At 49.9% G+C, this 13,305-nt stretch carries 6 protein-coding genes; all 6 read right to left on the minus strand.

Annotated elements, in window-relative coordinates; genetic code table 11:
- Positions 1-23 precede the first annotated feature (23 nt).
- The 6 genes from ACX1C1_RS00250 to ACX1C1_RS00275 all read right to left on the minus strand — a co-directional run bounded on the left by ACX1C1_RS00250 (position 24) and on the right by ACX1C1_RS00275 (position 13,247).
- Entirely contained in the window at positions 24-4,865 is a 4,842-nt protein-coding gene (locus ACX1C1_RS00250; protein ID WP_458955198.1) for a CBM96 family carbohydrate-binding protein, read from the minus strand.
- Between the two features lie 108 nt (positions 4,866-4,973).
- Positions 4,974-6,572: a DUF3502 domain-containing protein gene (locus ACX1C1_RS00255; protein ID WP_458955199.1), complete on the minus strand. Its 1,599-nt coding sequence runs from the start codon at positions 6,570-6,572 to the stop codon at positions 4,974-4,976.
- A 25-nt stretch (positions 6,573-6,597) separates the two neighbouring features.
- Positions 6,598-7,479, minus strand: coding sequence for a carbohydrate ABC transporter permease (locus ACX1C1_RS00260; protein ID WP_458955200.1), 882 nt, complete (start codon positions 7,477-7,479; stop codon positions 6,598-6,600).
- Between the two features lie 10 nt (positions 7,480-7,489).
- The gene (locus tag ACX1C1_RS00265) at positions 7,490-8,389 is read right to left on the minus strand and encodes an ABC transporter permease (protein WP_458955201.1); all 900 of its coding nucleotides are present in this window, start codon (positions 8,387-8,389) and stop codon (positions 7,490-7,492) included.
- A 239-nt stretch (positions 8,390-8,628) separates the two neighbouring features.
- On the minus strand, positions 8,629-10,800 hold the full coding sequence (locus tag ACX1C1_RS00270; protein WP_458955202.1) for a helix-turn-helix domain-containing protein: 2,172 nt from the start codon (positions 10,798-10,800) through the stop codon (positions 8,629-8,631).
- A gap of 164 nt (positions 10,801-10,964) precedes the next feature.
- A complete protein-coding gene (locus ACX1C1_RS00275) occupies positions 10,965-13,247 on the minus strand; it encodes an FAD-dependent oxidoreductase (RefSeq protein ID WP_458955203.1) in 2,283 nt (760 codons plus the stop codon).
- Positions 13,248-13,305: the final 58 nt, after the last annotated feature.

A 13,305-nucleotide genomic window follows, 5' to 3' on the forward strand; every position in this document is an offset into this window, starting at 1 on the left:
CAGAGGAGCTATCGAGATGATCATTACGGTGTCGCGACCGGCGCACAGGACGGATTTCGCTCCAGCCAATCGTCATAATAATCGATTATCGACTGTAAGAACGGCGAGTTCCAATCCCCCATGATATCGATCAGCATGAGCAACAAGTTTTTTTCCGCAACCTGATGTGGTGTACATGGCGCTGGCGGAGGAGGCGGCACCACCCGTGACAAAAACAAATCTTTGGCGTTCTGGAGCGACGCCACTGCCTCATCGATTTCCGCTTGAGTGGAATATAAATCTTGTTCAATATCTTCCGCAAATGTCAGAGCCGCGTTAAGCTCGCTCGCTGCTACCTGCGGATACTGCCCCGGATTCGTGCCAACTGTCGCGCTAAGCAGAACAGTGTCCACATCTGCTATGGTCGACTGCAGAATAGTTCTGTCCGCAGGAGGCAATGGAGCGTACACAATGCGCAGAATCGGCGCTCTCCATCCATGTTCCTTGCTCCAGATCTTCGTCAGCAGCGGATCTCCGTCCGTCCGTTGTTTCACGGCAAATGATGCCGTTCCTCCATTTAATGCCGCATCTTGCACGATTGATGTCACATCCACCTCTTGCCAAGCGCCGCCCCAAGCGGCTGTGAACGAGCCGATCGGTGTAGTTCCTTGTGCTGGCTTGCTGCTCCATGCTACGTTCGATTCATTCCATGCGCTACCTGTACTGAACAACTCGTTGGCAGCTGGGATTCCTGTCGGCTGATTTGCCGTCGATCCCGGAGGCGTCATCGTGATGCGCAGATATGGCTGATAGTCCGGACTTTCTTTACTCTTAATCGTCGTATACAACCCTTTGCCTGCTGGCGTTTGTTTAATGACGAGACCGATATCTTGGCCCGCATTGTATTTGGTTTGCGCATATGTCGTAATATCGATTTCGTGCCATGCCGATTGCCGCCCTCCCGTAAAGGATTGAAGTGCCGAGCCTGTTGCCGGACGATTGTTCCAAGTAACGGTAGACTCACCCCATGCCGTGTCCGCTAATCCGAATACATCATTGACCATTGGATCGGTTCCGGTATCACTAACGATGGCATAAACCATTAGCTTGGCGGATGCCAGCCCTCCCTGAAGCGTTGAAGTATCGAATTTCATCAGCGCTTCCCGTGTGAAGTCCGCGCCGGTATCTTTTTTAATATCCATTCTCGCAGCTGTTCCGTAGTTGGTATTGGCATATTGCCCACTCCGTACATAGGTATCCGCTTCTGGCGCCAGATTGACCGAATGCTCATCATTCTCGAGCGCCTCCGCGTAGAATCCAACTGTCGCAGATACGATCTGCTCCGGCATGGATGGCACATTAAATTTCAGAAGCGACTCGCGATTATAGTTCGGCGCGGAAGCCAGAACATACATCTCTTCTTCAGCGCCGTTGGCAGCACTCGAATGATTGCCATCGCGGACATAAGTATCTGCGGCTGCCGAGATAAACAATGATTCCGTTTCCTTTGGTGCGGCCACAATCTCCAGATAAGGACGATTAACAGGTCCTTCTTTGCTGACGATTTCGGTATAAGCTCCCTGTCCGCCTAATGATTGCTTGAACGCGAATCCTACACCTCGAGCTGCGTCATGCCACTCCGTCACGTATGGCGTTACATCGATTGCATGCCAGCTTCCTTCGCTATTTGCCGTGAAATCGGCAAGCCATACATCATGCGCCGGTTTGTTGTTCCATGTCAGATCCGTTTCCTTCCACTCCGCGTCGCCAAGACCATATACACCCGTAACCGCAGTTGGCAACGTATCGGCTACCTTGGCATACACATAGAGCTTAGCGGATTGAATTGCACCGTCGAACTTCCTCGTGTCGAACAACATCATCGATTCCCGTGCGTACCCTGGAGATGAGTCCTTGATCATCAGCTTCACGGCGCTGCCATAATTCGTATCCGCGTTAGCACCATTCTGCACGTAAGCATCCGCGTATGGCGAGAAGGCTTCTGCGCCAGCTTCAATGACCAGAATGTCGATCTTCTTCACTTCCGTATAGCCGCCAAGGGTGACATAAACGATCGCGATCGACCAGCCGGGAGATACAGCGTGAAGTTTGCCGTTCAGAACGGTCAACCGACTTTCATCGCCAACACGGTATACGATCGACGCAGAAGCCAGATTCGCCGCAGTACCGTCAGACATCACACCCTGCAGGGATAAGTTGGTTTCTTCTCCTACCTGAAGCACGGCCTTACCGCCGACAATCTGGATTTCTGTCAGATGAACAGGCTCTTGCCACTGTTCAATCACGACATCATAGAACATCGCTTCGTTCATACTGTTCCATCCGTTTTTCGTGTTCCCGTAACCTGTAATCCTGACGTATCTGGCCGTCGCATTGCCAAGCGCAAAATATTCGACCGGCGCGTATTGCGTATTGCTGCTGCCGTTGTAAGCTTCAGTCCAGCTTACATTATCGCTGGATACTTCGATCTTGAACGCCGTGGAACGTTCATTCGCTGCGAACCAAGCAATGCCAGCCGTCTTAAGCGTACGCTGTTGTCCAAGGTCGAAGCTGATCCATTGACCTGCTCCAAGCGCCGACCAACGGGTAGTTAAACTATCATCCAACGTATTCGCAGCCACATTGCCGTCATCTGCACTGGCGGATGCCGAGACGACTGGCAGACTGCCTGCTCTGATACTGGTATCAGTTGGAGCTAGCGTAACATGAACTTCGTACGTTTTCTTGATGCCGCCCGACAGACCAACCTTCACCTCGTACTTACCTGGAATTTGCGCTGGCGGAGTAATAACAACGGTCTCACTCGGCGTTACTGCCGCAGCGGCAAGCACCGGTGGGGTCCCGATCGGACCGGTGAGCTCCAGATCATAGGTGAAGACGTCCGGATCGAAACCTGCGATAGCCGTTCCGCCTAATTGAAGCTGAGCGAGTCCTTGAGAAGTTGATGTTGCCAGCGCCCAGTTGGCCAGCGGCACGGTGGATGGAACGCTGATCCCAGCCTCAGATTCATGCTCTCGCAAAGGTGTGAAAGCGATTGCAAGTGTATCCTGAACCGTATCGTTTAATAGCACAGCCAGCTTCCTCTTCCCGTAGCTTTGTCCGCTCGGATTCGGAGACAGCGGCAGCGGTGATGCATCCATGATGCTGAAGCTCGCTGTGGACGGAGATACGATATTGGCTTTCAGCCGTTGCCCGTCTCTGTATAGGATGGCGCTTTTTCCGTTTGGAGCAATCTCAATCAGAGCGCTAGTATGCATGAACCATAGCACATCTCCAGGTGCCTTCAGCTCATATTCATCCTGGATCATAACTTGACGGCGATGGTTCAGCAAGCTGATGCCTCGTTTAACGGACACCACATCTTCTTCGTAAGCATTCGTCAAATCGAGAATCGAATACGCCTGCAGCGGATTACTTTCACTTCGTTCAATGGCAGCTTTGGCATATAGATTCTGTCCCGGCGTGTTCGACGGATTAATAACCAGCGTGTTCTGTCCTTCCGTACGCTTCCGATAATAGTTCCATCTTGTGTTGTTGCTGCCAAAGTAGCCAGGCAAATTGTAGTTGTCGGAGCCTAGCTCCTCGGCCCAGCGTTCGCTGAGTACGTCGATTACGAACGATCCCAGATCAAGATCCGAATGGTTAAACCGGTTATTGCCGCCCTTCATTCCGACAAAGAGTGCATTCTTGTTGTCCCATGCGCTTCTCATGATCGAAATATCAACATTCCCATAATTACGATCAAGAGGCAGTTCGTTCTGAGTCGTCATCGACGCTGGCTTATACCAAAGCAAATGTGTCGGTTTCGTGTTGTCATCTGCGTATGGAAGCTGCCACTCTGCGTATTCCGGCTTCGAGAAACGATCCGCCATCCAGAACAATTGAGGGTAGCTCTCCACACTCGATGGTCCGTCGCCCAAATTAAAGAACTGTCCGTCTGGTCCTGCCATATAAAGCGGGAAGCTCGCCGTCTCCGAGAAACCTGGGCTGTTAGACAATCCAAAGTCCGTTCCGAGCGCTGACTCCATGGACGCGAATAGGTAGGTCAGATAAATCGTGGAATACGACCAATATCCCGGTCCTTCGTTCCATGCACCGTCAGGAGCAAAGTTCGCCATGGCGCGCGGCAACGTTGCGATACCGCCTTGTACGATCTCCTCCGATAGCGCAGGATAACGATCGGCGATAGCCAGCGCCCCCATCATCATGCCGGCATTACAGATGAAATTCCAGTTATGATCGACTTTTGTCCAGTTCAGTGTCCCTGCCGGTACAGTTTCGTTATAATAGGCAAGCGACGGGGTGAGCGCTTTATTGATGAGCGCCGTCTCCAGCGTCAGCCGCTGTGCTTCCGTCCATTCGGCATAAAACCAGTCATAACCAATTGCAAATGCGGCTGCCACAGCTGCCGTATCCAAATAATGCCCCGTATTCCAATTCGCGTACCCAGCCACAGCCGAAAGCTCCGTCCAAGCACGATCCTTATAGGCCGTGCCGCCATCCATCTTATACACGATTCCAAGCAGAAGAATGCGGTTAAGAATGGTATCCACGTTAGCCCAGCGAAGTCCGTCGGAGATGTTGTAAGGAACTGGTGTTGTGTTACTGACTAGAGCATTTGCATCCGCTCTCAGCTTATTCGCCCACACCTGACCATGAGGATCCTGCGCTGCCACAATTCCCATGTTGGTGAAGTCTGCCGCTGTTGCCATCAATCGCGGATGCTCATTTAAAAGTAGATCCCCTATTGAAGCAGCATCAAATGAAAACGCTTTCAAATTATCTTTTAAACCATATGGAAATAACAGTTGAAGAGCCATGCCAACAATCAGTAAGGATAAGAAAATACGTTTGCCTTGCATCATTATTCATCCCCTTTGTCCGTTTAATATTGATAAGAAAACGCTCGGCCCCCCATTCAGCAAATATGTGAATGAAACCGCCGAGCGCCCCTTTCTCAGCCAAAAATCATATTAGCTGGTTGTATAACGTTGGTAAGCATCGTTGTAAATTTTGACAACATCGTCCATTCCCATCTTCTTAAGGGAAGAGATATACGCATCGAAAGTAGACTCTACATCGTTTGCGCCCATGATCCATTTTTGCTCGGATTCTTGGATAAATGTAGTAATTGCTGTCCATTTCTCAGTAAGCACCTTTTGCTCATCTGCTGTGAAGGAGATTGGAGGCAGTTGTTTCATCAGCAAGCCTTTTTCTACATACGATTGCACACCAGCTTTAGCAATTGGGTTCATCCATTGCTCTTCATACGTGAAATCTTGTTGGAAACCGATCTCGATTTGAGCGCCTTCCTCATAGAGGAACACATTGACTGGCTTCTCGCCCTTAAGAACGGATTCTTTGAAGATCGGCTTGCCGTCTACCAGATCGTAATGTACGCCTTCAAGACCGAAGTTGTTTAATCTTCTGCCTTCTTCAGAGAACCAGAAATCGAAGTATTTGATTGTTTCGATTGGATTCTTATTTGCAGACGAGATACCCCATCCTTTGCCAGAGAGCAGTGTGCGGCTATATTGCTGCTTCACGACACCATTAACATCGGCAGGAGGATCCATCGGTTGGAAGTTCAGTGTTGGTACTTCAGCTTTCAGCTTATCATTGTAGCCGCCAGTACTTGCGAACCAGTCATGTGTTGCTCCACCCAGGTTGCCGCCGAGCAAGATGTCACGGGATTTGCCGCCACGAGTGAAGATTTCCTTGTCGATCAGACCTTCAGCATACCATTTGGAAATGTTAGTCATAGCCGTTTTGTACTCTGGAGCGAACTTACCGAATTGAATAACGCCATCCTTCTCGTACCAATCAGAGTTTGCGCCGAACAATTGCGCCAGCTCAATACCGCCAAGCATATTCCGGTTGAAGTACGGGATTTCATCCTTTTTGCCGTTACCGTTAGGATCCCCATCGCGGATTGCAACTAAAGTGTTATAGAACTCGTCGATCGTTTTCGGTACAGGAAGCTTGAGTGTGTCCAGCCAATCTTGGCGGATAAAGAAGCCCATCGATGCTTCTCCGTCCATGACATAAGGAATGTAATACAGCTTTCCATCCGAGTTCAGGGAACCTTTTCTTGCCCACTCGTTCTTTTCGAAGAATGCTTTGATGTTTGGAGCATGCTCTTCAATCAGTTCATCCAAAGGAATGAGTGCGCCATCAATTCCTGCCTGGTTCAGCTTGTCTTTTTTGCCGTGGATAATATCAGGCAATGTGCCAGAAGCAAGCATGAGATTGAATACTTCATCACTGCTCGTTGCCGTAGCAGACGCTGTACCTTTAAGCGAAATATTCGTTTTATCTGCTGCATATTTGAATGTCTTCCAAGTATCGTCGAATACACGTGTATCATCATAATGCAGGTGGATTTTAAGTTCCAACGGCTCTGCTGTAATTTGGCCTTCTGGCAGAGCAGATTCCTTAGGTGCCTCAGTTGCAGCTGGTGCTTTTGTCGGCTCAGCATTCTTATCATTGTTCGAGCCGCTACAAGCTGCCAGCATCAAGGCTCCGATTAGCATTACACTCAGGATCGCTGTGGTACGTTTCAATTTTGACATGTTGATACCGCCCCTTTTGTCGTTGTTATTCTTTGATCGAACCAATGGTCAAGCCTTTGACGAAAAATTTTTGAATGTAAGGATATACGATAATCATCGGAATAATGGACACCATTATCGTTGCATAAATGATGGTTTCTTGCGAATAATTGGCCGACAAACTGACTGTTTCCATCATGTCGTCGACATCCATTTCTACGATTAGCTTCTTCAGCAGCACCTGTAGCGGCACTTTACTTTCGTCAGTAATCATAATCATTGTCCAGAAATAGCCGTTCCATCTTGATACGGCATAGAACAACCCGAGTGTTACCATGGCCGGAACCGACAATGGAATATAGATGCGCCACAGAATTGTCCAATCACTTGCTCCGTCAACCTTTGCCGCTTCCTCAAGCGCATCTGGAACACCAGTAAAAAATGATCTCATCAACAATACATAGAAGGAAGTAATGGCGAAAGCGATGACAACACCGTATCGGTTATCCAGCAAGCCCAAATCTCGAAGGTTCAAATAAAACGGGATCATGCCTGCTGGACCTGACATGTTAATCCAAATGGTAAACGCCACCATGAAGCTGATAGCCGTTCCGCCTATCAGTCGCTTCTTAGACAATGGATAGGCTCCGCTTATCGTCAGCAACAAGCTCGCCGCAGTTCCGGCGATCGTGTAGAACAACGTATTGGCATATGCGAGCCAAATGCCTTTTTGTGAAAGGACCTTCTCATAAGAAGCAAACGTGATATCTTTGGGGAACAAGAGCACTTTGCCCGTTACGACTTGCACAGGATCGCTTATGGATGAAGCAAGCACATACACAAACGGATATAATGCGGCAAGCGCAGCGAGAGCGAGCACAATATGATTAATAACCGAAAATACTTTCTCTCCTGGAGATAATTTCATCTACTCTCACCTACCATAATCCGTTGTTTGTCAGCTTCTTGCTGAGCTTGTTCGTAACCATAACCAGGACGAATGCGATAGCGGCGTTGAACAACCCGATTGCCGTAGCCAAATCATAACGTCCTTCCTGTAATCCTGATCGATAAACGTAGGTACTGATGACATCAGCTGTCGCGTAAGTGACCGGCTGGTACAATAAGATAATCGCTTCGTAGCTGACATCCATAATGCTGCCGATCTTCACGATTAGAAGAAGCATGATGGTCGGTAAAATACTTGGTAGCGTAATGTGGATGATCTGCTTGAATTTATTGGCACCGTCCATGACTGCCGCCTCATAAAGCTGCGGATTAATAGCCGTTAGAGCTGCCAGAAAGATGATCGAATTGTATCCCGCTTCCTTCCATATATCAAACGAGAAAACGAAGATCGTACGGAAGTATTCCGGTACGGTAAGGAAATAAATACTTTCTCCACCGAGCTTCTCAATAACGAGATTGACCACGCCGCTTCCCGGAGACAAGAAGTTGGTGACGATCCCGGCCACGATGACAACTGAAATGAAGTAAGGCATGTACAAAAACGTTTGCGTCGCTTTTCTGAATATCGACATACGAAGTTCATTAAGCAATATCGCCAATATAATTGGAGCTGGAAACGCAAACACAAGACCGTAGAAGCTTAGGATGACGGTATTTTTCAACACACGCAGGAAGTAAGGGCTTTCAAAGAAGACACGAAAGTTCTCCCATCCGACCCACGAACTATCCGCAATTCCCTTGAATAACGAAAAATCCTTGAAGCCGATTTGTAACCCGTACATCGGTTTGAAAACGAACACCGCATACCATAGCAAAAACGGTATGAGCATGATGTATAAAACACGATCTTGATGTAACCGCTTTAACATGGCGGCAACTCCTTCCCGAATGGTGGAGACAAATCTGCCTCCTCGTTGTCGTTGCTTTGTTGCGAGTGTCGAGCTCGACAACCTCATACTAGCATGTGTCCAACAGGCGGTAAATTGTCGTTTTCTGCTCTAGCAAACCAAATCGGAGGCTTACGAATGCTGCATTTAGCAAAATCGTACCTTTAACAAAAAAAGAGCTCCGCTCGGGAAAGCCCGAACGAAGCCGCACACAGCCTTTGTCAGGAACCGCTGCGCTTGCCGTATTGAGAGGGCGATATGCCCTCATATTTTTTAAACATTCTTGTGAAAGTAATCGCGTTGTTGCAGCCGACTAGCTTCGCAATTTCCTCAATCTTCTTCGGCGTATCGTCGAGCAGCTGCTTGGCCGCACGTACTCTGCACAAATTGAGATAGTCCTTGAAGTTCTCGCCCGTACGCTCCTTGAACATTCTTCCTACATAACCAGGCGACAGCTGAAAGGCATCCGCAATATCCTGAAGGCTGAGATCCTTGCTGTAGTTCGTATGGATGTAATCCATGAGCTGGTCGGCCATGACCGGTTCTCCGGAGCGTTTGTTCTGATTGTGATAACCGGACAGCTTCTCGAATATTTCTGCGATTTTGGAAGCCAGTTGCTCCTTGGAATGAAACGCCAGCAGATCGGTATACAAATTATAACCTTCGTGGAATACATCCTCCGTCTTCCACTTCAACTGCTGCATGATCCGGTTCGCCGTCGCCGTTAGCGAGAATAGAAATTGTGACAAGACCTCATAAGAGAGGTCCCTTCCTGCCATATTCTCTTCGATTATCTTTGTAATGATCGCGGTTGCTTGCTCCTGCCGGCCTCTGACGACACTGGCAATCAGCTCGCGCTCCACATCCATCGGATAATAATAATCGGCATCCACCAGCCTGCCAAGTTGTTCCCTCGTAATGACGCTTTCCCAATCCTGCACATAACGGAATTCGAGCAGCTGCAACGCTTCCTGATAGGAAACGTGAAGATCGGCCATTTCATCTACGACTTTGCCGACGCCAGCGATTAATTCCATCTCCGGTCCGGCCTGAATGGAGCCCGTCAGCTTGTAGACAAGCGCTTCGAGCTCATCAGGCATTACGCCGAAGATGATAATCGGGAAGCTCATCACGTTGATTTCGAGCAACTCGTGCTCTACGCCTTCCAGCGCCTCGCCGAACCAATCTCTCAATCGATGCGCCGCCTTGCGGAGACCGTCAGCCGACATCTGCTCCGTGTATTCCTTGTCGTTCTTCCATTCGATGATCACGACAGCCGCTGGCATTCGGCTTTGTCCAAGACCGACGATTTCGCTTCCTTCTTCGATTTGACCCTTGGTCAACCGACCGAACAGCACATCCTTCAGGAAGGTCTGTTTCATGGAGAGCTTGCCTTGCTGCGTAATTTCTTTCAGCTCTTCATTAATTTGCAGCATTCTAGAGTAGGGCCGATAAGCGAATTTGGCAAAAAACCAGATCATGACGGCTCCGCCAATCAATAACAGAACGAAAATAATAATCGTATCTCTCAACATCCCGGTTAACTGCGCGCTAGCTGCGTTATTCTGAGTGACATACAAATATTGAGCGGCTGGCAGCACTTGTGAGCCTACGACGTGCAGCGTATATTCGCCTTCATCGAAACGCGCGTAACCGAGTGGCGTGTCCGCTTTTTTCTCGTCCGAGTGAAGCAATAACGCCTTCACATCTGGATTCCCTGCCAGAGTTACGGTTCGTGCGCCTGATTTCATCGCAAAGCCTTGCTGCTCCGTTTCGCTAAGCGAAGGCACGATAGCGGTTGTCCGGAAGGAAATATAGAACACCAGCTCCTCGCCACTCGAAAGCGTTTCCTTCTTCACGATGGAGAAATAATCGACCGCTTCTCCTGAGTCTCCTGAGCTGTTAAGAAGAAGCGCTCCCTTCGACTCTCCATCCTGCATATAGGCGGCTGCCTGATGGCGTTGATAGTCGCTCCAGTTCAGTTCATCATAATAAGCAGAAGCGCTCGACGTGTTGCGCGAAGAAATAACAAAATCGTCAGAAACACGCTGAACGCCAAAGATAAGTCCGAAGTTTGAGAATGAATCCACCATCGTCTTCAATTCCTGGTGGATAAGCGTAACGTTATAGTAGTCCCGATTATCCTCGCTGACGAACTGATTCATCCGTGTACTACGCTTGAGCTGCTGGGTGAGATTGAGCGCAATCGTAATTTGGGTGTCAATTTTGTCACGGGCCTGCAGAAGAAATTCGCGGTGGGTATTTGCCATCCGATATTCGCTGATTTCATTTGTTTTCTGAAAAAATACGCCTGTAGCCACAGCCGTGTAGAGCAGCACGATCGATGCGAAAGCACCTACTAATTTGATAAGCATGTTTCTCTTGTCCATCATGATCCCCCCGAGTCTTCTCCTGGAAAGCACTTTCTCGCTTGGAGCGAAACAATCATGTATGCTGCTGTCATAATACTACTCTCATGCAAACTCATCTCACTTTAGCATTGGTCCCGCCAATCGTAAAGCCCTACGCGGCTAATTGGCTTACAGATGCACCGATATCAAGCGTACACGCGAATTTCGCCCATCATTGCGCATGGGTCGCCATTCGTTTCGCGCACCACGATTCTCAATTTGTCCGCGGTATATGATCGAGGTAGAACATGGGTGCGGCGAGCTTGATAATTATCCGTCTCACTGTGGACCCATACCCACTGTCCCTCTTCACAAGCATAAATGTCGTATTGCTTACCGATCGCACCGTCGCGCGATAACGGCGGTTGGAAGCGATAATCCCTAAGCAGATGGCCCGGGAATACAAGCTGCACTTCCCGAATGGCAACAGGCTGCGCCCATTCCAGCTCAATCCAGGCCCCCTCGGCTTCATCTTGAATAGTCTGGGAGCGCCACATATTCGTATCATCGTAAGGACGTGTTACTCCGCTCAATACAAGCGAAGCCGGATAAGGACGCTGTGCAGGCGAAATTCGGAAGGACAACGTCGAGCCGTTGCCGTATCGGCGCAGCATGCCTTCCCCCATATCGAAAGCGGCTGTCATGCCGGGGAGCACATTCTCCGCTTCGATCCAGGCGATATCTTCGTTTGGTCCCGCTTCGAGTCGCACGTATCGCCTATTAGCGCCGTCCTCAAAGGTCAAACGCAGCGGCCATGTAAGCCAGCCGCTGTAACGAGCCGGAATTTCGAGCCGGTCATGCGCGAGGACATCATCAGCTCTACAATGGTAATCCCATAGATGACCAGTCGATCGAAGAGCAACGTCCACATAACGTGTTTCCTCTGCTCGGTTTACGACATAGAGCGACAGCTCGTCGATAACAGGCGAATGTACGGCTATCCATTGCGCTCTTCGTTCCGTAAGCCTAAGCTCATCGGCAATGGGAGCGGCATGAGCAGCTTCAACGAAAGGCTCCGCACCGGTTACAACGAAATCACCGCTCGCTTTCGCCGTCGCTTGTCGTGCCAGATCAGCTTCGTCTTCGTTCCGCGTATGCAGCAGGAAGGCGCCTTCCTTAAGCAGGATCTGCTTGATGTCACGGACTGATTCCGCCGAAACATTGGACGACTGCTCGCCTCGGGCTATCAGCACAGCCGCCGTCGTCCCTGCCGCTTGTCCCAGAACCGCCGTCGTACCCATTACTCTCGTGCTTCCAAGCGCCGCATGCGTCACGCTAATGTTCCTTCCCGCCATAAGCAGATTGGGGACATCCTTGCTAAGCAAGCAGCGCAGCGGAATACCGAACGGCGGCACGTAGCTTTTCCTCATATAACTGGATCCTTCACCCTCCGCCACAGCCTGTTCACTGTATTCGGCCAGCAAACCGCCGGCTTTGTGCAAATCGATGTACCAGCCTCCGTATCCGATCTCATCCCCAAACGGGGCTGGATTCAGCAAATCCAGCTCGGTCAGTACGTATTGCCCCATAATTCTACGGCTCTCCCGCTTGCCCGGCACTGCACCGATCCAATCCAGTGCGTAATTAGCCGCCTTCTCCTTCATCTCGGGATCCTTGTTTTTCATAAAATCCCATATCCCTAACACATGACTCGTAAGCTCATGGCGAATCGTCTCATTCTCTTCGATCGTATTCCAAGGCACGCCCAGCTCGATCCACCAGAAGCCTCCTTCGGGGTCGTCCGCCAAACGGCCGCCTTTATAGAAAAAGTCGGGATCGTCATAACGAACGGCCCATTTCGGAGCTTGATACGGTACTGGCCGGCCCATGTTTTTGGCGCGAAAATGAATGGAGCTTCCCATCACATCACCCGAAGCAGACTCCGGGGCATGCGGCTCACCGAATTCATCTCGTCCTTCGGAGCCCATTCTCCACTCGCAGCCGGACAAAGCGGCGACAATGCCATCTCCTGTACAATCAATGAACAGATTTGCATGCAAGGCAAGCTCGGTTTCTGCATGCGCAACGCGTGCGCGTATAACCTGCAGCTCTCCGTCTGGCCCCTTCTCCACCGCATGAATCGAAGTATTAAGATGGAAGGACAGTCCTTCCGTTTCCATGATTTTATCGTAAAGGAGCAAATCCCAAACGCTGTTGGTACGACCGTTCACGCGGTTAGGCTCGTGATTGACGGCTCTCTCCTCGATCAACAGCTCCGAGATAATGCCCGTCTCCCGCGCGTATGCGTGGAAGTTCGCCGCGCCCTGCGGGAACACTCTGATCTCGGAGGAGCTGTTGCCTCCGAATACGGGGCGATCCTGGATAATACATGTTCGCGCCCCTCCCCTCGCGGAAGCGATAGCCGCGCATATACCGGCAAGTCCTCCTCCGCACACGACTACATCATAGTGTTCTTCCAAGCTTCTCATGATCTGGTTCCTCCATTATCATTCATTAAATGAAACTGTATTCGCTTTCATCATAACG

The organism is Paenibacillus sp. strain BS8-2 (genome assembly GCF_054483835.1).

Bases quoted from the DNA above. Each gene is read 5' to 3' on its own strand.
- ACX1C1_RS00260 (WP_458955200.1), bottom strand. From the start codon at position 7,479: ATGAAATTATCTCCAGGAGAGAAAGTATTTTCGGTTATTAATCATATT.
- ACX1C1_RS00255 (WP_458955199.1), bottom strand. From the start codon at position 6,572: ATGTCAAAATTGAAACGTACCACAGCGATCCTGAGTGTAATGCTAATC.
- ACX1C1_RS00265 (WP_458955201.1), bottom strand. From the start codon at position 8,389: ATGTTAAAGCGGTTACATCAAGATCGTGTTTTATACATCATGCTCATA.
- ACX1C1_RS00250 (WP_458955198.1), bottom strand. From the start codon at position 4,865: ATGATGCAAGGCAAACGTATTTTCTTATCCTTACTGATTGTTGGCATG.
- ACX1C1_RS00270 (WP_458955202.1), bottom strand. From the start codon at position 10,800: ATGATGGACAAGAGAAACATGCTTATCAAATTAGTAGGTGCTTTCGCA.
- ACX1C1_RS00275 (WP_458955203.1), bottom strand. From the start codon at position 13,247: ATGAGAAGCTTGGAAGAACACTATGATGTAGTCGTGTGCGGAGGAGGA.